Source organism: Avibacterium volantium (genome assembly GCF_900635775.1).
In the GTDB taxonomy this organism is placed as follows: domain Bacteria; phylum Pseudomonadota; class Gammaproteobacteria; order Enterobacterales; family Pasteurellaceae; genus Avibacterium; species Avibacterium volantium.
This window is the reverse complement of sequence record NZ_LR134167.1, coordinates 1,660,107-1,684,520: the sequence shown is the minus strand read 5'-3', so window position 1 is coordinate 1,684,520 and position 24,414 is coordinate 1,660,107. Positions and strand designations below refer to the sequence as shown.

The 24,414-nt window shown below is 41.9% G+C and carries 24 protein-coding genes; 14 read left to right on the top strand and 10 right to left on the bottom strand.

Features of this window, described 5'->3' with window-relative positions:
- Positions 1-483 precede the first annotated feature (483 nt).
- The 6 genes from ompA (at position 484) to ELZ61_RS08035 (ending at position 4,589) form a co-directional block, all read left to right on the top strand.
- Complete coding sequence (gene ompA / locus ELZ61_RS08060; RefSeq protein ID WP_126372789.1) at positions 484-1,518, top strand: porin OmpA; 1,035 nt, start codon at positions 484-486, stop codon at positions 1,516-1,518.
- Between the two features lie 95 nt (positions 1,519-1,613).
- Positions 1,614-2,195 carry a LemA family protein gene (locus ELZ61_RS08055; protein WP_126372786.1) on the top strand — a complete coding sequence of 194 codons (582 nt, stop codon included), beginning with the start codon at positions 1,614-1,616 and terminating at the stop codon, positions 2,193-2,195.
- Between the two features lie 12 nt (positions 2,196-2,207).
- Positions 2,208-2,651 carry a TPM domain-containing protein gene (locus tag ELZ61_RS08050; RefSeq protein ID WP_103853019.1) on the top strand — a complete coding sequence of 148 codons (444 nt, stop codon included), beginning with the start codon at positions 2,208-2,210 and terminating at the stop codon, positions 2,649-2,651.
- A complete protein-coding gene (locus tag ELZ61_RS08045; protein ID WP_126372784.1) occupies positions 2,644-3,432 on the top strand; it encodes a TPM domain-containing protein in 789 nt (262 codons plus the stop codon). Before ELZ61_RS08050 ends, ELZ61_RS08045 begins: the two co-directional genes overlap by 8 nt.
- An 83-nt stretch (positions 3,433-3,515) precedes the next feature.
- Positions 3,516-3,848 carry a Grx4 family monothiol glutaredoxin gene (gene grxD / locus ELZ61_RS08040; protein ID WP_103853017.1) on the top strand — a complete coding sequence of 111 codons (333 nt, stop codon included), beginning with the start codon at positions 3,516-3,518 and terminating at the stop codon, positions 3,846-3,848.
- A 90-nt stretch (positions 3,849-3,938) separates the two neighbouring features.
- Positions 3,939-4,589, top strand: coding sequence for an IS1595 family transposase (locus tag ELZ61_RS08035; protein WP_126371477.1), 651 nt, complete (start codon positions 3,939-3,941; stop codon positions 4,587-4,589).
- A gap of 195 nt (positions 4,590-4,784) precedes the next feature.
- Here ELZ61_RS08035 and ELZ61_RS08030 read toward each other — a convergent pair whose 3' ends face one another.
- Positions 4,785-5,675 (bottom strand): DUF3298 and DUF4163 domain-containing protein, encoded by an 891-nt coding sequence (locus ELZ61_RS08030; RefSeq protein WP_126372782.1) that lies wholly within the window; start codon positions 5,673-5,675, stop codon positions 4,785-4,787.
- A 131-nt stretch (positions 5,676-5,806) separates the two neighbouring features.
- On the opposite strand from ELZ61_RS08030, the gene folP reads away from it, so the two are divergent.
- The 4 genes from folP to ELZ61_RS08010 all read left to right on the top strand — a co-directional run bounded on the left by folP (position 5,807) and on the right by ELZ61_RS08010 (position 10,091).
- Positions 5,807-6,631, top strand: coding sequence for a dihydropteroate synthase (gene folP, locus ELZ61_RS08025; RefSeq protein WP_126372780.1), 825 nt, complete (start codon positions 5,807-5,809; stop codon positions 6,629-6,631).
- Positions 6,632-6,684: 53 nt separating this feature from the next.
- A complete protein-coding gene (glmM, locus tag ELZ61_RS08020) occupies positions 6,685-8,019 on the top strand; it encodes a phosphoglucosamine mutase (RefSeq protein ID WP_103854991.1) in 1,335 nt (444 codons plus the stop codon).
- 92 nt (positions 8,020-8,111) lie between these two features.
- A complete protein-coding gene (gene sixA, locus ELZ61_RS08015) occupies positions 8,112-8,579 on the top strand; it encodes a phosphohistidine phosphatase SixA (RefSeq protein WP_126372778.1) in 468 nt (155 codons plus the stop codon).
- Positions 8,580-8,750: 171 nt separating this feature from the next.
- Complete coding sequence (locus ELZ61_RS08010; protein ID WP_126373643.1) at positions 8,751-10,091, top strand: L-cystine transporter; 1,341 nt, start codon at positions 8,751-8,753, stop codon at positions 10,089-10,091.
- 83 nt (positions 10,092-10,174) lie between these two features.
- On the opposite strand, the gene ELZ61_RS08005 is transcribed toward ELZ61_RS08010, so the two are convergent.
- The gene (locus ELZ61_RS08005) at positions 10,175-11,503 is read right to left on the bottom strand and encodes a cation:proton antiporter (protein ID WP_126372776.1); all 1,329 of its coding nucleotides are present in this window, start codon (positions 11,501-11,503) and stop codon (positions 10,175-10,177) included.
- Positions 11,504-11,665: 162 nt separating this feature from the next.
- Here ELZ61_RS08005 and ELZ61_RS08000 point away from each other — a divergent pair, with 162 nt between their 5' ends.
- A complete protein-coding gene (locus tag ELZ61_RS08000) occupies positions 11,666-12,556 on the top strand; it encodes an endonuclease/exonuclease/phosphatase family protein (protein ID WP_126372774.1) in 891 nt (296 codons plus the stop codon).
- Here ELZ61_RS08000 and ELZ61_RS07995 read toward each other — a convergent pair.
- Positions 12,540-12,890, bottom strand: coding sequence for a RidA family protein (locus ELZ61_RS07995; protein WP_126372772.1), 351 nt, complete (start codon positions 12,888-12,890; stop codon positions 12,540-12,542). The genes ELZ61_RS08000 and ELZ61_RS07995 overlap by 17 nt on opposite strands.
- Before the next feature lie 105 nt (positions 12,891-12,995).
- Here ELZ61_RS07995 and ELZ61_RS07990 point away from each other — a divergent pair, with 105 nt between their 5' ends.
- Positions 12,996-13,712 (top strand): YwiC-like family protein, encoded by a 717-nt coding sequence (locus ELZ61_RS07990; RefSeq protein ID WP_126372770.1) that lies wholly within the window; start codon positions 12,996-12,998, stop codon positions 13,710-13,712.
- A gap of 111 nt (positions 13,713-13,823) precedes the next feature.
- Positions 13,824-14,006, top strand: coding sequence for a hypothetical protein (locus ELZ61_RS07985; protein WP_126372768.1), 183 nt, complete (start codon positions 13,824-13,826; stop codon positions 14,004-14,006).
- On the opposite strand, the gene ELZ61_RS07980 is transcribed toward ELZ61_RS07985, so the two are convergent.
- Complete coding sequence (locus tag ELZ61_RS07980) at positions 14,003-14,653, bottom strand: IS1595-like element ISHpa1 family transposase (protein ID WP_126372766.1); 651 nt, start codon at positions 14,651-14,653, stop codon at positions 14,003-14,005. The two genes, ELZ61_RS07985 and ELZ61_RS07980, sit on opposite strands and share 4 nt — an antisense overlap.
- Before the next feature lie 86 nt (positions 14,654-14,739).
- On the opposite strand from ELZ61_RS07980, the gene ELZ61_RS07975 reads away from it, so the two are divergent.
- Entirely contained in the window at positions 14,740-15,120 is a 381-nt protein-coding gene (locus tag ELZ61_RS07975; protein WP_164550729.1) for a DUF4760 domain-containing protein, read from the top strand.
- Between the two features lie 39 nt (positions 15,121-15,159).
- Here ELZ61_RS07975 and ELZ61_RS07970 read toward each other — a convergent pair whose 3' ends face one another.
- The 6 genes from ELZ61_RS07970 to parE form a co-directional block, all read right to left on the bottom strand.
- Positions 15,160-16,410, bottom strand: a complete 1,251-nt coding sequence (locus ELZ61_RS07970; RefSeq protein WP_126372762.1) for a NupC/NupG family nucleoside CNT transporter — start codon at positions 16,408-16,410, stop codon at positions 15,160-15,162.
- Between the two features lie 24 nt (positions 16,411-16,434).
- The gene (locus ELZ61_RS07965; RefSeq protein ID WP_126372760.1) at positions 16,435-17,232 is read right to left on the bottom strand and encodes a 4Fe-4S cluster-binding domain-containing protein; all 798 of its coding nucleotides are present in this window, start codon (positions 17,230-17,232) and stop codon (positions 16,435-16,437) included.
- Positions 17,232-18,776: a YjjI family glycine radical enzyme gene (locus ELZ61_RS07960; RefSeq protein WP_126372758.1), complete on the bottom strand. Its 1,545-nt coding sequence runs from the start codon at positions 18,774-18,776 to the stop codon at positions 17,232-17,234. Before ELZ61_RS07960 ends, ELZ61_RS07965 begins: the two co-directional genes overlap by 1 nt.
- A 152-nt stretch (positions 18,777-18,928) precedes the next feature.
- The gene (parC, locus tag ELZ61_RS07955) at positions 18,929-21,178 is read right to left on the bottom strand and encodes a DNA topoisomerase IV subunit A (protein ID WP_126372755.1); all 2,250 of its coding nucleotides are present in this window, start codon (positions 21,176-21,178) and stop codon (positions 18,929-18,931) included.
- 59 nt (positions 21,179-21,237) lie between these two features.
- The gene (gene nirK, locus ELZ61_RS07950; protein WP_126372753.1) at positions 21,238-22,401 is read right to left on the bottom strand and encodes a copper-containing nitrite reductase; all 1,164 of its coding nucleotides are present in this window, start codon (positions 22,399-22,401) and stop codon (positions 21,238-21,240) included.
- 30 nt (positions 22,402-22,431) lie between these two features.
- Positions 22,432-24,333, bottom strand: a complete 1,902-nt coding sequence (gene parE, locus ELZ61_RS07945) for a DNA topoisomerase IV subunit B (protein ID WP_126372751.1) — start codon at positions 24,331-24,333, stop codon at positions 22,432-22,434.
- Positions 24,334-24,414 lie beyond the last annotated feature (81 nt).

Sequence of the window (24,414 nt, the reverse complement as noted above, 5' to 3'; positions counted from 1 at the left end):
TGATTAACAGAATGAGCAGATTTTAGCATATTGTTACGATCCTTTCATCGAAAGAAAGGGATCAAATTTGTTTTTTCGGTAAGGTGAAACGAGAAAATAGATCTATTTCTGCTTAAAAAACAATCTGAAACAGTAAGTGTTTGTATGAATTTTGAGCTAAAAAGAGAAAAATCGTTTGATTTTCTATTTTTTCAAGCTGATAATATATTCGCTTTGAATAGGTCCGATCTGATTAGATTGACGTAAAAGCAAAGTAGGAATAGAGAAAATATCGTTCTCTAAATACTTATAAGATTAAACTTAGCCATAAACTATGGGTTCATTTTATAAAAAAAGTTTGTTTTTTTGTAAAAAAAGTTTAAGATCAACGTACACACATTATTGTGTTTAGGTTTCATTTGGCATTTAGGTTTCATTTGGCAACTGATACTAAATGAAACTTTCATTTTAAATTTATTGATGACTAAATAGAGGATCATCCAAATGAAAAAAACTGCAATCGCATTAGCTATCGCTGGTTTAACTGCTGCATCAGTAGCACAAGCTGCACCACAAGCAAATACTTTCTATGCTGGTGCTAAAGCTGGTTGGGCATCTTTCCACGATGGTTTAAATCAATATGAAAACCAAGCGAATTCTGAAGGTACATTACGCAATTCTGTAACCTATGGTGTATTCGGTGGTTACCAAATCACTGATAACTTCGCTGTTGAAGCAGGTTATGATGATTTTGGTCGTGCTAAACTTCGCTATGAAGGTGAAACCTTTTCTAAACATACTAATCACGGTGCACACTTAAGCTTAAAAGCAAGCTACCCAGTATTAGAAGGTTTAGATGTTTATGGTCGTGTAGGTGCGGCATTAATCCGTTCCGATTATAAGAGCACAGGAAAGAACCCAGACTACGAGCATGAGCACAGCTTAAAAGTATCTCCGGTATTTGCTGGTGGTTTAGAGTACAACCTTCCATCATTACCTGAATTAGCGTTCCGCGTTGAATATCAATGGGTTAACGGTGTTGGCCGTTTGAAAGATGAAGATGGTAATCGTGTAGATTATACACCAAGCATCGGTTCTGTAACTGCAGGATTATCTTACCGTTTTGGTCAGAGCGCTCCGGTTGTTGAACCTAAAGTTGTTTCTAAAACTTTTGCGCTAAACTCTGATGTAACTTTCGCATTCGGTAAATCTAACTTACGTCCAGAAGCACAAAGCACATTAGATGGTATCTACGGTGAAATCGCTCAATTAAAATCTGCAAACGTTGCAGTAGCTGGTTACACTGACCGTATCGGTTCAGAAGCATCTAACTTAAAATTATCACAACGTCGTGCAGAAACTGTTGCTAACTACTTAGTATCTAAAGGTGTTTCTCAAAACGCTATCTCTGCAACAGGTTACGGTGAAGCTAACCCAGTAACTGGCACTAAATGTGACGCAGTTAAAGGTCGTAAAGCATTAATCGCTTGTTTAGCTGATGACCGTCGCGTAGAAATTGCTGTTAAAGGTAACGAATAATTTTTCGTTAATACTTTGATAAGTTTATGAAAAAAGACCTAAACGAAAGTTTAGGTCTTTTGTTATCTCGTCATTTTATCGTTAAGGAAAAGAAAATGAAAAAGTGGATTATTGTGCTAATCGTGGCTGTGATCGCAGGTTTCACACTAATGACAAGCTACAATGGTTTAGTGCAAGCGGAAGAAAAAATTGATTCCGTATGGGCAAATGTTGAATCGCAATATCAACGCCGTGCAGATCTCATTCCAAACATCGTGAATACCGTAAAAGGTCAGGCTAATTTTGAGAAAGAAACCTTAACAGGTGTAATAGAAGCGCGTGCAAAAGCGAGCCAAACAAAAATTGATCCAAGCAATATGACAGAAGAACAGCTTGCACAATTCCAACAACAACAAAATTCTGTGGGATCGGCGTTATCTCGCCTGTTAGTTACCGTAGAAAAATATCCAGATCTTAAAGCACATGAAGGCTTTATGAATTTACAAGCACAATTAGAAGGCACGGAAAATCGCATTAATGTGGCGCGTGATAAATTTAATGAAGCGGCTCGTGAATATAACCAAAAAATTCGTCAGTTCCCAACAAAATTAGCGGCGATGATTTTTGGTTTCAAAGAAAAACCTTACTTCAAATCTGCAGTAGGATCTGAAAACGCGCCTGTTGTAAGTTTTAACTAAGAGCAGTCTATTATGGCGCTATTTTCAAGAATCCCTTTTGATAAAAAGCAAATCGAGGCGGCAATTGTTCGCCTCGAACAACAAACTTCGGCAGAGTTGCGCGTTTATATTGAACGTCACATTCCAAAATCGTCAAACTCAGTCCTTGAGCAAGCCTTATCTGTTTTCCAGAAGTTAGAAATGACAGCCACAGAGGCGAGTAATGGCGTGTTGATCTACATTGCCTATAAGGATCATCAATGTGCCATAATTGGTGATGAAGGTATTCATCAGTATGTCGGGGAAAACTTTTGGCAAGCGCAATGCACTGAAATGACAAATCATTTTAGCCAAAAGGTTTATACTGAAGGCGTTGTCAATATTATTGATAATATTGCTCAAGTTTTGGCGCAATATTTTCCTATTCAGCCAAATGATCGTAATGAGCTTGATAATGAGGTGATTATTAATGATTAAGCTAATGAAAAGTGCGGTCGTTTTTTTGCTTGTTTTTTTGAGTTTAAGTGCAAGCGCGGTCAATTTCCCACCACCGCCTAATCCTTTTCATTATGTGAATGACTATACCAAAACGCTCACTCCATCGGAAAAACAGCTTTTGGAAAATAAGCTCATTGCTTATTCTAAAGAAACCAGCTCGCAAATTGCGGTGGTGTTAATTCCAACCACAGGGAATTATGATATTGCACAATATAGCTTTGAATTGGGTGATAAATGGGGTATTGGGCGTAAACAGCTTAATAATGGCGTATTAATGCTGATCGCTATAAATGATCGCAAGATTTTTATTGCCACAGGACAAGGGCTTGAAGGTGCGCTACCTGATGCTTTTCTTTCTCAAGTGATACGCAATGTGATTACGCCAGCCTTTAAACAAGGGCATTATATGCTAGGCATTGATCGTGGATTGGATTACATCATTGCGGCAAGCAAAGGGGAATATGACGCTGCTCAAACAGAAGATGATGATTGGACACAATATATTCCAATCATAATGATCAGTATTTTTGTCTTATTTGTACTGTTTGGCGAACTAAGTTGGCGTAGAACGCCTTATATCAGCCCTACTAATAATCACAATGGACAAATTTTCCGCCAGCCCCCTGTTCGCAGACGCCGTAGCGGTGGATTTGGTGGAGGCTTTGGCTCTGGCGGCGGCTTTGGTGGTTTTGGTGGCGGTTCTGGCGGAGGCTTTGGCGGTGGTGGCTTCGGTGGCGGTGGTGCTGGCGGAAGTTGGTAATACCTGATTATTATACTCGGGTTATTGGTATCTCAAGCCCCTTATGCTACAATCAGTCCACTTAATTCAAAACGAGGATAATTATGGAAACCTTAGAACGTATTAAAAAACAAATTGCTGAAAACCCTATTCTTATTTATATGAAAGGCTCACCGAAATTCCCTTCTTGCGGATTCTCTGCGAGAGCGGTAGAAGCCCTAATGAATTGTAAAGTGCCTTTTGGCTATGTGGATATTTTGCAAAATCCTGATATTCGTGCAGAGCTACCCGCTTATGCAAACTGGCCAACCTTCCCACAATTATGGGTAGAGGGTGAGCTAATTGGTGGTTGTGATATTATTTTAGAAATGTATCAACAAGGCGAATTACAAACTTTATTAGCTGAAGTTGCAGCGCGTCATAAAGAAGAAAATTAATGAAATTTACACCGCACTTATATAAGTGCGGTTTTTTTTAGATTAATTTTTGGGGCTGTAGTAGATTAGCAACAATGCTATACTACAAAAATGAAGATAACATATTGTAAATTAAAGAAATCTATACAGAAAAAACTGCTTGAGTTTTTTGTCGCAGAAGTTACTGCAAGAACGGCAGCAAATTTGCTAGATATTCAACCGAATACAGCCGCTTTGTTCTACCATAAAATCAGGCTTGTGATTGGCTATCATTTATCCCTTGAAGTTAACGAGATTTTTGAGGGGGAAATTGAACTAGACGAAAGCTATTTTGGTGGTCATCGAAAGGGAAAACGAGGACGAGGAGCGGCTGGAAAAGTTGCTGTTTTTGGGTTACTAAAACGACAAGGAAAGGTATTTACTGTTGTGGTTGAAAACACCAAGAGTGAAACATTACTCCCTGTTAAAAGAAAAATCAAGCCTGATAGCTGGGTTTATACGGACACTTATCGCAGTTATGATGCTCTTGATGTGAGTGAATTTCACCACGAACGAATCAATCATTCCGAGCTATTTGCGGTGAAACAAAATCATATTAATGGCATTGAAAATTTTTGGAATCAGGCGAAGCGGATACTGCGAAAATATAATGGAATTAACCGAAAAAACTTTCCTTTATTCTTGAAGGAATGTGAATTTCGGTTTAACTTTGGGACACCAAAAGAGCAGTTAAAAATATTGCGAAAATGGTGTGAAATTTAGGGCTAATCTACTACAGCCCCTAATTTTTTATTGGGTAAAACCGTGAATTACTTCACAAATTTGAATATTACTCTTTGCTTATTGAAAATGACTTGCGTATTATTTATGCCATAACAAGTGCTATTTTAATAGCCTGATGGTCATATTTTGCTTTCCGAGTGTGCCTCTAATGAGGCACTTTTTTTATTTCCTATTTTATTTAAGCCAAGGTTTCACATATTCAGGATTGAGTAGATCAATTTCTGTTTGCCCCCAATATAAATCCAACGTTCTTTCTCCTTCGGCATAAGAATTTAGTGCATAAGGCGGATAAACAAAATGGATTCCCTCTTGGTCAAAATAAAATTCAGGTGAAATATAAAAATCCTCTAGGGAAGTAAAAGGCTCTTCACCTTGTTCAAGATCTTGTGTATAAACTTTCCATAAAACATTGCGTAATGTTGGCTGATTTTCTTGAGAAACTAATTTTTCCAGAGTGATTAAGGTTTTTTGTTGTACATCAATATTGAGATAATCAGTCCAACCAAGCCCGTGCGCACCGCCCTCATAAGTATAGTTATCAACCTTAAATCCCACCCAGTTTTGGCGTTGCCCTAAATAGTAAGGTGAAATGGAAAATTCCTTGCCTATCGTTTCTGTGGTCAAACTTTCTTCGTGATAATCCTTATAAATTTGCGCTATGCCTTGACGCAGCTGCTCTTTACTCATTTGACTAGGTTTTTGTTCATCATCGGCTTTCTCATTTTGAGCATATCGCTCCCAATATTGGCGAAGCAATTCGTCAAGCCATTCAATATGGGTTTCAGGCATACTTACTGAAACCTTGATGGTTGCTGTGCTGTCAGTATTTTTTAGGGTTAATGTTTCTTCTTTTTGGAAGAGCGGAGAAATTTCCACTTGCAATGCAGGGAATAAGGATTTCTGTGCATTCAGCTCATTTTTTAGTTGGCTAATTTCTTGCAGTTGGCTTTGTTGCATTTTTTCAGCGTGTTGCAATTTTTGTTGTAATTCAGCCACTTGTTTATCATCACAAGCAGATAGCAAAAAAATCGCACTAAAACTTAAAGCTAAAACCGTTTTGTTCATTTTGATTTCCCTCTTGGTTATTTACTCGTCAGTATAAGTGAATTATGATTTCAGTGCGACAAAATGTTTATATTTTGTTTACACAAATATTTCGCTATAATTGACCGCACTTTGATGCAAAACAAAAGATTATGAAGTTACAAGCCAATAATAAAACCCTTTCCCTAGCTCAGCCCCAAATTATGGGGATTTTAAATTTCACGCCAGATTCTTTTTCGGATAGCGGTTTGTTTTTTGACCGTGATAAAGCCTTATTTCAAGTGGAAAAAATGCTTAATGAAGGGGCAACCATTATCGACATTGGCGGTGAATCCACGCGCCCAATGGCAGAAGAAGTCAGTCTTGAACAAGAATTAGATCGCGTTGTACCAATGGTGGAAGCCGTGAGAAAACGCTTTGATTGTTGGATTTCTGTGGATACTTCTAAGGCGCAAGTAATGTCGGAAAGTGCCAAAGTTGGAATGGATTTCATTAATGATATTCGTGCTTTAACTGAACCCAATGCGCTACAAACCGCCGTGCAGTTAGCCTTGCCCACCTGCATAATGCATATGCAAGGGCAGCCGCGCACAATGCAACAAAATCCCCACTATGAAAATGTGGTGCAAGAGGTGCTAAATTTTCTCGAAAATCGCACCGCACTTTGTTTAGCCGCGGGAATGAAAAAGGAAAATATTATTTGGGATCTGGGCTTTGGCTTTGGTAAAACCGTGCAACATAATTATCAATTATTGCAACAACTAGCAAAATTTACCCAAGATTATCCAGTATTAGCAGGCATCTCGCGTAAATCAATGATTGGCGCGGTGTTAGATAAACCTGTTGATGAGCGTATTGTGGGCAGTGTTGCCGCCGCATTAATTGCCGTGAACAATGGTGCGAAAATTGTGCGCGTACACGATGTTGCACCCACCGCAGAGGCATTAAAAATTTGGCAAGCCACGCAAATGGCATAATAACGTCAATCAACGTAATGATTTTTAACGATAAAACATAAAAAGGAATACAAATGGCAGAACGCAAATATTTCGGCACTGATGGTGTGCGTGGAAAAGTAGGGACTTCACCGATTACCCCTGATTTCGTCCTTAAACTCGGTTGGGCGGCAGGGAAAGTGCTAGCAACACAGGGTTACGGCACCGTATTAATTGGTAAAGATACCCGCATTTCGGGCTATATGTTGGAATCTGCCCTTGAAGCTGGTTTAGCCGCAGCAGGGCTTTCAGCTGCCTTTACTGGGCCAATGCCAACCCCTGCCATTGCTTATTTAACCCGCACTTTCCGCGCAGAAGCAGGCATTGTGATTTCCGCTTCCCATAACCCTTATTATGATAACGGGATCAAGTTTTTCTCCACGCAAGGTACAAAATTGCCTGATGATGTGGAAGAAGCCATTGAAGCAATGTTAGAACAGCCAATGGATTGTGTGGAATCCGCACAACTTGGACGCGCAAGCCGTATTAATGATGCGGCAGGGCGTTATATTGAATTTTGTAAAAGCACATTCCCAGCCCATTTAAGCCTAGAAAATTACAAAATCGTGGTGGACTGTGCGAACGGCGCAACCTATCACATTGCCCCGAATGTAATGCGTGAATTAGGCGCAGAAGTGATCGAAATTGGCACGCAGCCAAATGGAATGAACATTAATGAAAAATGCGGCGCGACCGACATTAAAGCCTTACAAGACAAAGTGTTAGAAACCAAAGCAGATATTGGTTTAGCTTATGACGGCGATGGCGACCGCTTAATCTTAGTGGATCACCTTGGTAATAAAGTGGACGGCGACCAAGCTTTATTTATCATCGCCCGTGAAGCCTTGCGTGCAGGCAAATTAAAAGGCGGCGTGGTTGGTACATTAATGAGTAATATGCGCCTTGAACTTGCCTTAAAAGAATTAGCGATCCCATTTGTGCGTGCCAATGTGGGCGATCGTTATGTGTTAGAGCAAATGCAAGAAAAAGGCTGGCAACTTGGCGGTGAAAACTCAGGGCATATCATTATTGCCGACAAAAACACCACAGGGGACGGCATTATCGCTTCCCTTGCGGTGTTAGCGGCAATGGTAGAACATCGCTTATCCCTTAATGAATTAGCCAGTGCGGTGCAATTATTCCCACAAGTGTTAATTAATGTTCGTTTCGCAGGTGGCAGCAATCCATTAGAAAGCGAACAAGTGAAAGCCGTAGCCGCAGAAGTGGAAAAACGCTTAGCTGGCAAAGGGCGTATTTTATTAAGAAAATCAGGCACCGAACCGTTAATTCGTGTCATGGTGGAATGCGAAGACGGCGCGCTTGCACAACAATGCGCAGAAGAAATCGCTGAAGCGGTGCGTGCAAACTAAATAAATTGAAAAGTGCGGTGTAAAAGAAGCGAGTTTTTCGCTTCTTTTCTTCTTATTAATTCGTTGCTTTTCATTAAAAGTAGAGTAGTGATATGAAAATTTTTGTAATGCGACACGGCGAGGCGCAGACCATCGCCCCTTCTGACAGTGCAAGACCGCTCACCGAAAATGGTAAACAGCAATCTTATCAACAAGGGCAGTGGCTGCGTTCTATTAATGCCGAGCTTGATAAAGTGCTAGTTAGCCCTTATCTGCGCGCACAACAAACCTTTGAGCAAGTCAATTTAGCGTTCCAAAATCAACTGCAAACGCAGTTAGAAACCTGGGACGTCATTACCCCTTATGGCGATGCAGGATTGGTGCGAGATTATTTGCATGTGCTAGCTGAAGAAGGGGTAGAAAGCTTGCTGATTATTTCCCATTTGCCTTTGGTGGGGGATATTGTACGGGAATTGTGCGGTCGAAATCCTGCGAATTTTTACCCAGCCACTCTTGTGGAAATGGAAATAAATTGCGCAGAAAAAATGGGGAAAGTGGAAAGAGTCAATTATCCTAAATAGCGTATTGAAAAAGAAAAAAGTGCGGTAGAAAAGACCACACTTTTTTTGATCTTATTAGATCAAAACCGTATAAGATATAGCAAAATTTTTATTGAAAGAAATAAGAAAAAGCCAGTATTATGTGAAAACTTAGGATCAAAGATTTGTAATAAACATTAAGGAGCAACAATGATGTGGGGCTATATTACGATTAATTTAGTCATATTTATTGCTTTATTAGTCGGCGTGAAATGGTACTTTAACCGAAATCACACGCTATCACATAGTGTGTTTTGGGCGTTAATTTTAGGGGTATTATTTGGTGGCGCATTGCATTTGTTTTATGACAGCAATTCCCCTGTGATAAAAGAAACCTTAAACTGGATTGGCATTGTCGGCAGTGGTTATGTGAGATTGCTGCAAATGATTGTAATGCCGCTGGTTTTTGTATCGATTCTTTCTGCAGTGGCACGCTTGCAAGGGGCAAGTTTGCTGGGCAAGATCAGTGTCAGCGTGCTTTCTGTCCTGCTCATTACAACAGCAATCGCAGCGGTGATTGGGATTACAATGGCAAATTTATTTGATCTTTCTGCCGAGGGGCTAGTGGCAGGCGATCGTGAACTTGCCGCGCAAGATCGCGTGCTTGGGCGAGCGGAAAAAGTGGCAGGCTTGAATGTGCCGACAATGTTGCTTTCTTTTATCCCGAAAAATCCGTTTGCTGAACTCACAGGAGCAAACCCAACTTCTATTATCAGTGTGGTGATTTTTGCAGCGTTTTTAGGCGTGGCGATTTTGCGTATTCGTCAAGACAATGAAGAACTTGCCGATCGCTTATCGCAAGGGGTGGAAAGTTTGAATAAATTAGTGATGAGCCTTGTTCGCGTGGTGATTCGTCTTACCCCTTATGGTGTATTGGCGTTGATGACAAAAGTGGTTGCCACTTCAAATCTTGCGGATATTCTTAATTTGCTCGGCTTTATCGTGGCATCTTATTTAGCTATTTTCTTAATGTTTGTGGTGCACGGTATTTTACTTTCTTTGGTGAAAGTGAATCCAATTCGTTATTATCAACAAGCCTTTCCAACCTTGCTGTTTGCATTCACTTCACGTTCAAGTGCAGCGACAATTCCAATGAATATTGAAACCCAAGTATCAAAATTGAATGTGCCTTCAGCCATTGCCAATTTTGCTGCGTCTTTCGGGGCGACAATCGGACAAAACGGCTGTGCAGGGATTTATCCTGCAATGCTCGCCGTAATGGTAGCGCCAACAGTGGGGCTCGATCCAATGTCCTTAGACTTTTTGCTGACCCTCGTATTAGTGGTAACCCTTTCTTCCTTTGGTATTGCTGGTGTGGGCGGCGGAGCAACCTTTGCTGCGATCATCGTGCTTTCCACAATGGGCTTACCGCTCGCATTAGTCGGCTTACTTATTTCCATTGAACCGCTAATTGATATGGGACGCACCGCCCTAAACGTAAACGGTGCAATGACCGCCGGTGTGGTTTCAAGCAGAATTTTGCGCAAATCTTAATTCTGCAAAATATAAGTGCGGTGGTTTTTTAGAAAGTTTTTTCTAATATATAAAAAGGGCTAACCTAAGTTAGCCCTTCCTTTTTATGCTTCTGCTTCTTCCTTATGCTCCGGCTTTAACCCCACATATCCTCTTGCTTGCAAGGTCGCTTCTTTGGATTTACGAACCATTGTTTCAATGGTGGTGCCTTGGACGAGAATGGAGAACATTACCACGGCGTAGGTCATTACCAAAAGTAAATCACGTACGTTCATACCGATTTTCGGGATATACAGGCTGCCTACGGGAATGGAAAGCGCCATTGCGAGTGAAAGCCCGCCACGCAAGCCGCCCCAGGTGAGAATGCGTAAGGTGTATGGATTGTAAGTAGTTTTCATACTTAAGAATTTAAACGGTGTCCACACGCTGATGTAACGGCAGATTAGGCAAAGTGGAATGGCGAGTAGGCTTAAAATAATCCCTTGGTAGGTGAAGTTTACCAGCAACATTGCCGCGCCGATGAGTAGGAATAACAAAGAGTTTAGGAAATGGTCGATCATCTCCCAAAAATGATCTAAATAATGCTGACTTTGTTTGGAGAAGCCCGTGTGTCTTGTCCAGTTGCCGATGATAATGCCCGAAACCACCATTGCCAATGCGCCTGAAACTTCGAGTAAATTAGCTACCATAAAGCCAGCGGTTGGAATGGTGAGCGTGAGCAAAATTTCTAAACTTCCGTCATCGGTAGCGGAGATCAGGAAATGCGCCACTAAGCCGAGTATCAAGCCAAACAGCAAACCGCCGCCTGCTTCCATTAGAAAAAGTTCGCTCACATCAACTAGGGTAGGCTGTTTGCCGCCGAATGCCACAGCAAAGATGGTGGTGAAAATCACTAATCCCACACCGTCATTAAATAAGGATTCCCCTTCCACTTTCATTGAAAGTTTTTTCGGTGCTTTTAGATTTTTGATGATGGCTAATACGGCGATAGGGTCGGTAGGGGAAATCAGAGCGCCGAACAACATACAATAAATAAAATCCACTTCCCAACCAAGGGCGTAAGTTAAAAGATAAAAAGTTGAACCGATAAGGAAAGTAGAAGCGAAGGTAGAAAATAAGGCGAGAATGGTGATTTCACATTTTTGGCTTTTCATTACGGGAAGTTTTATCCCCAACGCGCCGGCAAAAAGGAGGAAACCTAAAATCCCGTTGAGCAAGAAACTTTTAAAATCAATCTGTTCCATTACACCCTTGGCGAGCAAATCAACGTGTAATAAATTGAAATGCCCCATTATCAATAACACGAGCGAGGCAACCATTGAGGTGGCGGTAATGGCGATGGTGTATTGAATTTTGTCGTTAATTTTTTGCGTAACAAAGCCGATCAGAATGGAAATAGCTGAGAGAAAGCAAATATAGGTATAAACGTTCATTGAAATGCCTTAATCAAAATAATAAAGAATTTTGCTAAGAAACGTGGCTGGTTTTGCTCCATTTGGTGATTTAGACGGGAAAGGAACGCAAGCCAAATTAATTGGCGTAGTATAAGTAAACTGCTATTATTTAGAAAGCACAAAATTTCAAAATACATCAAAATGAGTAAACTAAATTCTTTTTTTATCGCCTTGTTAGGATTGATTCTACTGGGCGTTGGCTATTTGTGGTATAGCCTAGAAATTTACCCTGAGCCGAAAATTCAATTTCGCACAGAAAATGCGTTACATTATGAACGTAAAGCCTTGGATAATACGGTGGCTTGTTTTTATGCAGAGCAGTCTGTAAAGCCCATTGAGCAGCAGGATTTTCGCTTGTTAGTGTGGAATATGCACAAAGGGCAAGATCAAGGTTGGCAACAACAATTAGATAGTTTGTCGCAAGGGCAAGATTTTCTTTTATTGCAAGAAGTGCCAAGTCAGCAAAAGTTGGCGGAGCAACATTCTTCCCAAAATTTTTCTAAATTTTCCACCGCACTTTATACCAGCAGTTTTGCTTATTTGGGCAATCAATCAGGCGTGGCGTTGATGAGCCGTTTTGCGCCACAATATTATTGCGCAGGAGCTTCCATTGAGCCTTGGATTCGTATTCCTAAAGTGGGCAATGCGATGGTGTTTCCGTTGAGCAATGGACAATCGCTATTGACAATTAATTTGCATTTGGTGAATTTTGAGCTGAATCCAAGCCATTATCAACAGCAGCTAGAAGCGATGTTTAAGCTGATTGAACAACATCAGGGACCAATTATTCTGGCAGGCGATTTCAATGCGTGGAATAAAGGGCGGATAAATTTAATCAAAAAACTCACCGCACTTTATGGCTTGACTACCGTATCATTTCAGCCTGATGATAGGCTACGTTTTTTGGATAATCCGCTTGATTGGGTATTTGTACGCGGTTTTAGCGTGAAACCTGCGCGCACGGTGCAGACCACCAGTTCTGATCATAATCCGTTACTGGTGGAATTAACTTTGGCTACACCGCAGCGGTAATCACGATCTCCACTTTCCACTCAGGCACGGCAAGTTTGGCCTCTACGGTCGCGCGGCTTGGCGGATTGTGGCGATCAACCCACTCGTCCCAAGCGCGGTTCATCTCTGCATAATCTTGCATATCGGCCAAGAAAATTTGTGCATTTAAGATTTTGCGTTTATCTGATCCCGCTTCAGCCAGCAATTTATCAATTAAACCAAGCACTTCCTTGGTTTGCTCATAAGCATTGTCTTGCGTATTTTCTGGCACTTGCCCCGCCAAATAAGCCACGCCGTTATAAACGCACATTTCGGCAAGGCGCTCATTGGCGTGAAAACGTTGGATTGTTGTCATCTTTTTTCCTTCATATGAAATAAAAATAATTCGCAAGGATTATAGCGATTATGCGCAAAAATAGCTAAAATTCTTGGCAATTTTTCACCGCACTTATTCGTTATTATGAAACTGCTTATTTCCAATCAACACGGTGCTATCGTAATGGCACTGATGCCGTTTTTATACGGAATGTTGCTTTCTACACCGATCACGCTGCATTTATTTCTGTTATTGGCGTGGTTCGCCCTTTATTTGATGACCTATCCCTTTTTAAACTTATTCAAAGGCAGAAATCTTGAGCTTTATCGCAAATGGACGCTAATTTACGCCACCGCCAGCTTACTTTTCGCCTTGCCCGCCTTATGGCATAACTGGCATATTTTATATTTCTTGCTAGCAATGTTGCCTTTTGTCGCGGTGAATATTTACTATGTAAAACAAAAAGATGAGCGCGCATTGCTGAACGATTTTGCCGGCATTATCATTTTCGCCATCGCAGGAATGGCTGCGTATTATTTTGCTAATTCACAATTCGATCACAAAATCTACTGGGTTGCGCTCTACCCAAGCTTATTTTTTGTTGGCGTAACGCTATACGTTAAATCCGTAATGCGTGAACGCAAAAATCCACGCTATCTGTACGCGTCCAACGCATTCCATTTACTCTGCATTCTCTGCTTTGCCTTATGCCAGCAATATTTACTAGCCTTCGCTTTCATCCCCCCATTTATCCGTGCAATCTTGCTCCCCAAATACAAACTTTCCGTTAAACAAGTCGGAATGGCGGAAATGGCAGTATCCTTGCTGTTTTTTGTGATGTTGGTGTGGGGGAGTTTATAGGCTTGACAAAAAGAGAGAATTTATATAAGTTAAATCAAAAGTTACTAATGAACACTTGAAGGAGAAAAAGATGAATAAAATGAATTTAATGGAAGGCTGGGGTGGCTTTTAATGGGTACTTTAGCTGCAAACCAATTTTTAGGTGAGAGTTATGGCTTCTGGATACAAACAGGAGCCATAATTTTATCTATTCTTGTAACTGGTTATTATGCGAGAAAAGCGATTCTTTCTAATGGGAGGTCAGCGAAAGAAACCTTAAATCATAATCAAGAAGGGGCTGTCCTAGATAACTAGACTAAACTCCCTTTAACCAATTGTTTTAAAATAGAAATTTGACTTTTTATGTTGCTGTAATTAAAACACCATTCACATTCCTTTAAATAAAGCTCAAAATGCGCTTTTGGGATACCATTAAATTTGCGTAAATGGCGTTTTGCTTGGCTCCAAAAATTCTCAATTCCGTTAATGTGGTTATGATTTTCAGCAAAATGTGTGCTGTGATTGATACGAAAATGACTAAATTCACTCACATCAAGCACGTCATAACTACGATAATTATCGGTGTAAACAATACTATCAGGCTTTACCTGCTCCCGAATAATGGGTAACAAGGTGGCAGATTGCGTATTTGGAACCGCAACGGTATAAACCTTGCCATTGCGCTTGAGAAGCCCGAATACCGCAATTTTCCCTGCCGCACCACGACCACGTTTGCCTTTGCGAGCACCGCCAAAATAACTTTCATCGGCTTCAATTTCACCTTCAAACATCTCTAAGTGAAGGCTGTTTTGATAGATGAGTTGGCGTAAACGATGAAAGTAATATGCGGCAGTCGTTTTGTTTACATTGACTAACTCTGCTGCTGTCCTTGCAGTAACACCTGCAACAAATAGCTCAATGAGTTTATTTTGTTTGTGCTGACTTAGACGACTTTTTCTCATTGGTTCATTCTAACCTAAATAGATTTTTTAGTTGTTATCTAGGACAGCCCCATCAAGAAATGCAACGGCAGAGAGCAACAATCGATTTGTTATTACAAGAAAATCAAGATAAAGAACTGACGAATGCAATGTTGATTATTGCTAAATTACCGAAAAATGCTTCATTTTTGGATTATCTTGATGTGAGTGAAGAAGAACAAAACGAACATAAAAAAGCGACTAAAAATGCTATCCGAACATTGTTAAATCGTTATGAGTTTATTGCTTTAGGGATTAAGTATGGTGCGTTTGAAGAACGTATTTATAAAGAGTTACAATATTCTAATGTGATGAATGTGTGGATAAATGCAAAACCACTAATAATGGAATTACGCAGGAGAAAAAACAAAAATACCTATTTTCAAGAGTTTGAACAGCTTGCTGATAAATGGGGGAAAGATCCTCTAAAATCTCATAAAAATACATAGATTAAGGGCTGTCCTGACAGCCCTTAATTTTTTGAGTAATTAACTCAACGCCGCACCACTGAGATCAATAAAGAATCCAGCTATGGTGGCGCTCATTAGGTTGGCGAGTGTGCCCGCGATGACAGCTTTTAAGCCTAGACGGGCGATGTCGGATCGGCGGGTTGGCGCCATACTGCCAATTCCGCCAATAAGTACGGCAATTGCGCTGAAGTTAGCGAAGCCACATAAGGCAAAAGTGATAATGGCTTTGGTTTTATCGCTAAGTTGTACAGCCGCATCAGGTTGTAAATATTGGGCGAACTCTAAATAGCCCACAAATTCATTTACGGCTAATTTCATTCCGATCATTTGTCCTGCAATTTCAGCATCTTGCCAAGGAACGCCGATGATGAAAGCGATAGGTTGGAATAAATAGCCGAGTAGGCTTTGTAAGGTGAGATCGCCATAGCCAAACCAGCCACCGATTCCGCCGATTAAGCCATTTAATAAGGCGATAGAGGCGATAAAGGCGATCAACATACCGCCCACATTGATGGCAAGTGTTACCCCTGACGCCGCACCATTGGCAAGCGCTTCAACGATATTATTTGGTTTTTCTGTTTTGACGTTTTCTTCTAAGGTATCACTGAATTTTTCTGTTTGTGGATACATCAATTTGGCGAATAATAATCCTGCGGGTGCTGCCATAAATGATGCCGCGATTAAGTAGGTGAGTGGCACTCCCATACCAGCATAGCCAGCTAATACTGAACCTGCGATGGAGGCTGTTCCACCTACCATTACAGTAAATAATTCAGATTCTGTCATTCGGCTAATAAAAGGCTTAACTACAAGTGGTGCTTCGGTTTGTCCAACAAAAATATTGGCAGCCGCCGACATTGATTCTGCCTTTGATGTACCTAGTGCTTTTTGCAAGCCTCCGCCGATAATTTTAATTACCCATTGCATTACGCCGATGTAATACAGCACGGAAATTAAGGCTGAGAAAAAGACGATAATTGGTAGGACTTTGAACGCGAAAATAAAGCCTACATTGCTTGGATCGGCAAGGTTACCAAAAAGAAAGGCGATCCCTTCGTTACCATAATTTATCACTTTGCTCACGCCTTCAGCGGTGCTAAGCAGGGCATTTCTTCCCGCGGGTACATACAAAATCAGCGCAGCAAAGCCGATTTGAATGGCTAAGGCACCAAAAATAGTGCGGAAATTAATGGCTTTGCGGTTGTTGGAAAACAGCAAGCCAATGCCAAGCAGGACGAAAATCCCGACAATACTGATAATGAGATCCATAGTTACGCTCCTTGATGAATGAATTTAGGTAATTGTGGTAATTTTTTGTATTCCGCATTGTTTAGCAAATTCTGCCAGTGCCTGAGTTTCTTCCATAGTGGGAATAAAAGGGGTTAAACCCGTTTCATCTCTTGCCCCTTTGCTATGCACTCGAATAATTTTGAATAACACCTCGGGATAATCTCGTAGCAGTAGCGCCGCTTTTTCCACTAAGTGGTAGGCGTCAAAAAAATCTTTGATAAAAACCAACCGCACTTCTTCAATTTTATTGTGCGGTAATAATTTGGCGAGATTTTGCCAATTTCGGGTGAGATTTTCTGTTTTGATATGCTGCGTTGTGGGGATAATTTGAGTTGGCACTTTGCCTTGCTGATTGCGGCGTTCAAAACAGAGGGTCTGTAAGCCTAAGCCATCACCTTTGAGATCAAAGAGAAATTTATCGGTTACGGCAATTAAGGATTGTGTGCTGTCATAATCAAAAAATCCGCTGCTATCAAGATAACAAGTCAGACCCTGCTGACGAAGTGCGGTGAAAAGTGGTACTAATTTTTTATGATGAATGGTGGGTTCACCGCCAGAAACGGTGACGCCGCGAATAAACGGCACGGCGTTCATTACCTGATCATACAAATATTGCAAGCTGACCAGCTTTGCTTCGCTATTTTTTCTTGGAATAGTTTCTGGGTTATGGCAATAAAGGCAATTTAGCTTACACCCTTGCAGAAAAATGCTGGTGCGGTTGCCTTGTCCCTCTACATTGGAAAAGGGAATAATCCGATGTAGAGGAACATAAATTTCAGAAAGCGGAACTGGCTTAGTCATTATGAATTGGCACTTACGTTTTCTTCATCGCGCAATTGGCGATCAAAGACATTGGCGCAATCGTCTGTGCCAGAGCCATACCAAGTGGTATCGCGTAATACCGCTTCGCCTTTGCGATAACGCTCAACCTCGCTTTTCTTCACTAAATAGCCTGTTACGCGAATGAGATCGGTATTTTTCAGGTAAGTTGTAATGTAGCGATAGCCTTGCGCGAAAGCACCGTCAATAATATCCACCACCGCATCTAAATGATCAGTATAGGTTTGATCGAAAGCAAAGAGATCCCCTGTACCAGAAGGAAAGTATTTATGGAATGGGGCAGATTGTTTTAGATGTGCTAATAATGTCGGTTCTTCACCCACGCGAATACGGTGTGCTGGCGTATTCATCTTATCTTCTTCGTGGTTGCTCGCCCCCACTTGCGCGTGCAGTAAATAACGATTATTGGTACGTTCCACATAAAGCCCTTTATGTGCGTTATTGACCTCTTCCAATTTATCCATAATGAGTGTGGCGATCTCATCACCACGTTGGCTTTGCCCGAAGGTTTCATTAATGCCTTCTTGTTGTAAAAGATGATTGACCGCATCGGCTAATCCCACAATGGCGATCATACTGGTGAAGTTTTCACGCTTGATAAATTCTTCTTGTGCTAAGAAACTGCTTTCAAAGAAATTGCTTTCTTCGATCAAGAATTTATGCCGTTTATCCATGGTCGAAAGGGCTAGTTTTGCCACTTTAGGCAATAATTCATTCACCATTTCATTAACACTTGAGCAAGCACGTCCGATAGTACCTAATCTTAGGCGAGTCAGGGTATAAGCACCGCCACATTCAGGCAGGGCATTGTAACAACTGGCGATACCATATTGTTCTCCCAGATCTTCAATGTAATAAGGATCATTGGCAAAGGATGGTTTTGACACTAATAAACAGGCTTTAGCAGCAAGTTCTGCAAATTCACGCGAGGTTTTTTGTTTATCGTAGCGAATAGTCATATTTGGCGTGGTATTTTCTAGCTCAATGACCGCCTGTAAAATTAAACGCCCAGCTTTAGTGTCATAAGGGCCAATATTGGCGTGGCAGAAGGAATCTGCAATGGTTTTATCAATATGGTTTAAGAAACGTTTAATTTTGATGTAATCCTGGTTCTCGTCAGTAATAAAAGGATCGAGCAACTCATCTAAGCGTCCAATATAAACGGGATAAGTGGTAATGGACGGAACGTGGGAATAAAGAATGAGCAAGCCATCTAGCACTTCATCAAGATCTTTTGGTGGTGGCAAGTCAAGGAATTTACAGCCTTTTTGAATATAAACATTATAGTCAGGCAAAATATAACGCGGACGATAAATGGCATAGCCTTCACATAAATCACAAATCATATGATTTTGCAGATATTCCCATTCTTCTTCTGTGTAGCCTAATAAATCAATAGGGTTAAATAGCCGCTCAGCAATATTGCCTAAGCTCATTAATTTTTGATGATAGGTTAGATTTTTTGCTTTAACCACATCGAGAATATCTTGTAGTGAGGCTTGCATTGTTTGCTCCTTGTATAAAATCACGCTGAATTGACGCTGATTTTACCTAAGGAAAGAAAGAATTACCGTGATTTAGATCACAGACTAAAGGAATAACAGGACGTTAGAAAATAAAAGAGCTGAACAAAAATCTGTTCAGCTCTCAATATAACTTATTGATTTGGCTCAATCACTTCAATTTCTGCGCCACTATGCAAGCCCCTTGGTAGCTGGCTGCCTTTGCGGCCGCGCTCAGCACGGAAGCGTTGTAAATCTTCCGCTTTAAGGGTGATTTTACGTTTGCCTGAATGGAATACCAAGTTTGCTTGTTCGGAAATTAACAATAAGCGTACTAATAATTCGCTGCGATCTTTTGCGTTAGCCGCAGGGATAGAAACGATTTTGTTGCCTTTTCCTTTGGATAATTCAGGCAGATCTTGCACTGGGAAAATCAACATTCTGCCCGCAGAAGTGAGCGCCACGAGCAAGTTTTTATTTTCTTGTAAACTTAATGGTGGCAAGACTTGGGCATTTTCTGGCAAGGAAATCAAGGCTTTACCTGCTTTGTTACGCGCCACTAAATCGCTAAATTGGCAAATAAAGCCATAGCCCGCGTCCGATGCCATTAATAATTTTTGCTCATCATTTTCCATTAACACTTGGGAAACCGTAGCCCCGGCAGGTAAGGAAAGTTTGCCCGTGAGTGGTTCGCCTTGTGAGCGTGCAGAAGGCAAGGATAGCGGTTCTACCGCATAGCTGCGCCCTGTGCTATCAAGGAATACCACAGGCTGATTGCTTTTTCCGCAGGCGTGCGCCAGATAACCATCGCCAGCTTTGTAGCTTAGCCCTTGCGGATCAATGTCGTGGCCTTTAGCACAACGCACCCACCCCATTTGCGATAAAATCACGGTAACAGGTTCAGCTGGGATCATTTCGTTTTCAGCCATTGCTTTGGCTTCCGCACGTTCTACGATTGGTGAAAGGCGAGGGCTAGCAAAGGTTTTCGCATCTTGTTGAATTTCTTTTTTGATGAGCGTATTTAAACGGCGCTCAGATCCCAAAATTTGCTCTAAATTCAACCGCTCTTGTTCTAATTTATCTTGCTCCGCTTGCAGTTCGTGCTCTTCCAATTTGGCTAATTGGCGTAAGCGCAAGTTTAAAATGGCCTCGGCTTGCTCATCACTTAAATTAAAGCGCGTCATTAATTCCTGCTTTGGCTTGTCTTCGTTACGAATAATGGCGATCACTTCATCAATATTTAAAAAGGCAATCATCAAACCTTGCAAAATATGCAGTCGGTTCAGTACTTTATCTAAGCGATGTTGTAAGCGTCTGGTTACCGTGGTGCGGCGGAAAGTTAGCCATTCGGTGAGAATTTGCAGCAGATTTTTCACCGCTGGCTTGTTGTCCAAGCCAATCATATTCATATTCACACGATAGCTTTTTTCTAAATCCGTGGTGGCAAATAAATGCGCCATTAGGGCATCGGTATCCACGCGGTTGGAACGTGGCACTAGCACGATACGGATTGGGTTATTGTGATCTGCTTCGTCACGAATATCTTCTACCATCGGCAGTTTTTTCGCATTCATTTGTTCCGCGATTTGGCTGATGATTTTTGATGGCGAGGCTTGGTGGGGCAGTGCGCTAATGATGATTTCGCCATCTTCTTTTTTCCATACCGCACGCATTTTAATTGAGCCGCGTCCTTGCTCGTAAATTTTACGAATATCTTCTTTGCTTGAAATAATTTCAGCTTCCGTTGGATAATCAGGCCCTTGCAGCACGCTCATTAAATCATCTAAATTGGCTTTTGGGTTATCCAACAGCATTACCGCCGCATCAGCCACTTCATTGAGATTGTGCGGCGGAATATCCGTTGCCATTCCCACGGCGATCCCCGTTGTGCCATTAAGTAAAATATGTGGTAGGCGAGCAGGCAAATATTCAGGCTCTTCTAGTGTGCCATCAAAGTTAGGCTGAAATTCCACCGTGCCTTGGCCCAGCTCGCTGAGCAAAATTTCTGAAATTTTGGCTAAACGCGATTCGGTATAACGCATTGCCGCAAAGGATTTCGGATCATCAGGCGCCCCCCAGTTTCCTTGTCCATCAATGAGCGGATAACGATAAGAGAAAGGCTGCGCCATTAGCACCATAGCTTCGTAACAAGCGGTATCACCGTGCGGGTGGAATTTACCTAATACGTCCCCCACAGTACGCGCCGATTTTTTATATTTCGCCGTGGCATTGAGCCCTAATTCTGACATTGCATACACAATACGGCGCTGCACGGGCTTTAATCCATCACCAATAAAGGGCAATGCGCGATCCATAATCACATACATTGAATAATTCAAATAGGCACTTTCGGTGAAGTTTTGCAGTGGCATTTGCTCAATGCCTTCGTAATTAATTTCTGCCATAAATTTGTTTTTCTCTTATATTCGTTAAAATTAAAGTGCGGTGGTTTTTGGCGCGATTTTTAATGTTGAAATCCTGTGGACACGTCCGCATCAGGATTGCGCTTGGTGTAAGGCTCATCTTTTAATTTTCCACTGAAAATCTGTGGATTTTCTTCCCCACTTACCATTAACACGCCTTTCGCGCCTTTTTCGGTACGGAAAATAGAGTGATCCACGAAAGGATAAGGGCCGGGTACAGGAATGGTGGTTTCAGCCATCATCGCGCCGCCAGCAGGAATTAAAGTGGTTTGTACATTGTGATTTTGCAATGAACCACCTTCCACATACACTGTATCAAAAGGCTTGCCGATCAAATGGAAAGAGGACACCTTATTTGGCCCTGCGTTGCCGACATAAAAGCGTAATTTCTCGCCCACTTTGGCCTTTAACGCATTATCGCCGAGCATTGAGCCATAATGGCCGTTAAAGACCACATAGTCAGGCAGCTCATAGCTCGCTTTTTGCATACTAAAAACTTGCAAGCCCGCTTCGCCAAATTCCCCTTGGGTATAAAATTCGTTCTGTACAATATAAAATTCTTTATCCACTGGCGCTAAGCCTTCTTTTGGCTCAACCAACATTAAACCGAACATTCCCTTGCCGATGTGAGTCGGCGCACCGGGCATTGCGGCGCAGTGATAAAGATAAAGCCCAGGTGATAGCACTTTGAACTGATAAATACTGGTATGCCCCGGTGCGGTGTTGCTTGCCAGCGCTGTGCCTTCAGGGGCGGCGGAAGAGTGGAAATCAATGCTGTGCGGCAGTTTGGAATTGATTGGGTTGGATAAATGCACTTCCACCGTATCCCCTTCGCGCACACGAATGAACGGTGCAGGGGTTGAGCCGTTGTACGTCCAATATTTAAATTGCACTTTTGGCATAATTTCCATAATTTTTTCCAGCGCTTCCAGTTTTACCACCACACGCGCAGGATAATCGCGCGTAATCGGCGCTGGCACATTTGGCGCGGTGGTGAGTTCTGCCTCAATCACGGGAAGATCAGAAATTTTCACATTTTGCACAGCACTTTTGTTTTCAGATAAATTGGTATTTTCAGTTACATTAGTATTTTCTGCCGTATTCGTATTTTCAACCGCATTGGGCTTGGTTGAATGTTGTTCCGTGGAGATAACATTGCCGCTTAAAAGTGCGGTGAAAATTAAGGCTAAAAAGGTCTTTTTCATTGGTGTTTCCTTGCTTATTTGGTGGCGAGCTTATACGCTCAAATCCACTTGGTCGCCTTTGGCTTGTAACCACATTTTACGATCTTCAGAACGTTTTTTCGCCAACAGCATATCCATTAATTCAAAGGTTTCTGTTTCACTTTGTTCATTTTCTTGATCAAAGGTGAGCTGCACCAAACGGCGCGTATTGGGATCCATTGTGGTTTCACGTAACTGGCTTGGGTTCATTTCGCCTAGCCCTTTGAAGCGCTGCACGTTGATTTTGCCTTTTTTATTTTTTAGGCGATCTAAAATACCTTCTTTTTCCCCTTCATCAAGGGCGTAATAGACTTCATTGCCAATGTCGATACGATAAAGCGGCGGCATTGCCACATAAACGTGTCCTTCCGCCACCAGTTTCGGGAAGTGGCGTAAGAATAGGGCGCAGAGTAGGGTGGCAATATGTAAGCCATCAGAATCCGCATCAGCAAGAATACAAACCTTGCCGTAACGCAACTGGGAAAGATCGCTATTGTCAGGATCGATCCCCAATGCCACAGCAATGTCGTGGACTTCTTGTGAGCCAAGCACCTGATCGGCGGATACTTCCCAAGTATTTAGAATTTTTCCGCGCAATGGCAAAATGGCTTGGTATTCACGGTCGCGCGCTTGTTTGGCCGATCCCCCTGCGGAATCCCCTTCGACTAAGAATAATTCGGTTAGTGCTAAATCTTGTGAGCTGCAATCAGCGAGTTTCCCCGGCAGGGCAGGGCCGCTCACTTGTTTTTTACGCACGATTTTTTTCGCTGCACGCAAACGGCGTTCTGCCGAGCTAATTGCCATTTTCGCCAGTTCTTCGGCTTCTTGTACGTTTTGGTTGAGCCATAAGCTAAAGGCATCTTTCACTACACCGCTAACGAACACAGCACTTTGACGAGAAGATAAACGCTCTTTGGTTTGCCCGGCAAATTGTGGATCTTGCATTTTGATCGAAAGCACATAAGCACAGCGATCCCAAATATCATCGGCGGTAAGCTTCACGCCGCGCGGTAGCAAATTGCGGAATTCGCAAAACTCACGCATTGCATCGAGCAAGCCTTGGCGTAAGCCATTAACGTGCGTTCCCCCTTGGATAGTGGGAATTAAATTCACATAGCTTTCGCCGAGCAAATCGCCCCCTTCAGGCAACCAAATTAACGCCCAGCTGGCGGTTTCTTTTTCGGTTTCAAAATTGCCCACAAAAGGGGAGGCTGGCAAGGTGGTGTAGCCTTCCACGCTTTCTGTTAAGTAATCAGATAAACCGTCTTGATAGAGCCAAATATCTTCTGTGCCGTTAATTTTATCAATAAAACGAATTTCTAAGCCTGAACACAGCACTGCTTTGGCACGCAATAAATGGCGTAAACGGCTGACGGAAAAATTAGGGCTGTCGAAATATTTTGGGTTCGGTTTGAAATGCACTGTTGTGCCAGTAGTACGGCGACCGCAAGTGCCGATAACTTCTAATTCTTGCACTTTTGCCCCATTTTCAAAGGCGATTTTATAAACTTGTCCGTTACGCTTAATTTGAATATCCACGCGTTCAGAAAGGGCATTTACCACAGAAATTCCCACGCCGTGCAAACCGCCAGAGAAGGTATAGTTTTTATTGGAGAATTTTCCCCCTGCGTGCAATTTGGTAAGAATCACTTCCACCCCTGAAATGCCCTCGGTGGGGTGAATATCCACCGGCATTCCTCGTCCATTATCAATCACTTCAAGGGATTGCTCTTTATGCAGAATGACTTCAATTTTGGTGGCGTGGCCAGCTAGCGCTTCGTCCACGCTGTTATCGATCACTTCTTGCCCTAAATGGTTTGGGCGCGTGGTGTCGGTGTACATACCAGGGCGCAGCTGAACTGGCTCAAGATCTTTTAAAACGGTAATTTCATTGGCGGAATAATTTGTTGTCATTGGGAAAACCTAATTTCAAATCAAAAATTGGCGAAAGTGTAGCAAAAAAACGACCTGTATAAAATACCAGTAGGGTAAAAT

Bases quoted from the DNA above. Each gene is read 5' to 3' on its own strand.
- ompA (WP_126372789.1), top strand. From the start codon at position 484: ATGAAAAAAACTGCAATCGCATTAGCTATCGCTGGTTTAACTGCTGCA.
- ELZ61_RS08055 (WP_126372786.1), top strand. From the start codon at position 1,614: ATGAAAAAGTGGATTATTGTGCTAATCGTGGCTGTGATCGCAGGTTTC.
- ELZ61_RS08050 (WP_103853019.1), top strand. From the start codon at position 2,208: ATGGCGCTATTTTCAAGAATCCCTTTTGATAAAAAGCAAATCGAGGCG.
- ELZ61_RS08045 (WP_126372784.1), top strand. From the start codon at position 2,644: ATGATTAAGCTAATGAAAAGTGCGGTCGTTTTTTTGCTTGTTTTTTTG.
- grxD (WP_103853017.1), top strand. From the start codon at position 3,516: ATGGAAACCTTAGAACGTATTAAAAAACAAATTGCTGAAAACCCTATT.
- ELZ61_RS08035 (WP_126371477.1), top strand. From the start codon at position 3,939: ATGAAGATAACATATTGTAAATTAAAGAAATCTATACAGAAAAAACTG.
- ELZ61_RS08030 (WP_126372782.1), bottom strand. From the start codon at position 5,675: ATGAACAAAACGGTTTTAGCTTTAAGTTTTAGTGCGATTTTTTTGCTA.
- folP (WP_126372780.1), top strand. From the start codon at position 5,807: ATGAAGTTACAAGCCAATAATAAAACCCTTTCCCTAGCTCAGCCCCAA.
- glmM (WP_103854991.1), top strand. From the start codon at position 6,685: ATGGCAGAACGCAAATATTTCGGCACTGATGGTGTGCGTGGAAAAGTA.
- sixA (WP_126372778.1), top strand. From the start codon at position 8,112: ATGAAAATTTTTGTAATGCGACACGGCGAGGCGCAGACCATCGCCCCT.
- ELZ61_RS08010 (WP_126373643.1), top strand. From the start codon at position 8,751: ATGTGGGGCTATATTACGATTAATTTAGTCATATTTATTGCTTTATTA.
- ELZ61_RS08005 (WP_126372776.1), bottom strand. From the start codon at position 11,503: ATGAACGTTTATACCTATATTTGCTTTCTCTCAGCTATTTCCATTCTG.
- ELZ61_RS08000 (WP_126372774.1), top strand. From the start codon at position 11,666: ATGAGTAAACTAAATTCTTTTTTTATCGCCTTGTTAGGATTGATTCTA.
- ELZ61_RS07995 (WP_126372772.1), bottom strand. From the start codon at position 12,890: ATGACAACAATCCAACGTTTTCACGCCAATGAGCGCCTTGCCGAAATG.
- ELZ61_RS07990 (WP_126372770.1), top strand. From the start codon at position 12,996: ATGAAACTGCTTATTTCCAATCAACACGGTGCTATCGTAATGGCACTG.
- ELZ61_RS07985 (WP_126372768.1), top strand. From the start codon at position 13,824: ATGGGTACTTTAGCTGCAAACCAATTTTTAGGTGAGAGTTATGGCTTC.
- ELZ61_RS07980 (WP_126372766.1), bottom strand. From the start codon at position 14,653: ATGAGAAAAAGTCGTCTAAGTCAGCACAAACAAAATAAACTCATTGAG.
- ELZ61_RS07970 (WP_126372762.1), bottom strand. From the start codon at position 16,410: ATGGATCTCATTATCAGTATTGTCGGGATTTTCGTCCTGCTTGGCATT.
- ELZ61_RS07965 (WP_126372760.1), bottom strand. From the start codon at position 17,232: ATGACTAAGCCAGTTCCGCTTTCTGAAATTTATGTTCCTCTACATCGG.
- ELZ61_RS07960 (WP_126372758.1), bottom strand. From the start codon at position 18,776: ATGCAAGCCTCACTACAAGATATTCTCGATGTGGTTAAAGCAAAAAAT.
- parC (WP_126372755.1), bottom strand. From the start codon at position 21,178: ATGGCAGAAATTAATTACGAAGGCATTGAGCAAATGCCACTGCAAAAC.
- nirK (WP_126372753.1), bottom strand. From the start codon at position 22,401: ATGAAAAAGACCTTTTTAGCCTTAATTTTCACCGCACTTTTAAGCGGC.
- parE (WP_126372751.1), bottom strand. From the start codon at position 24,333: ATGACAACAAATTATTCCGCCAATGAAATTACCGTTTTAAAAGATCTT.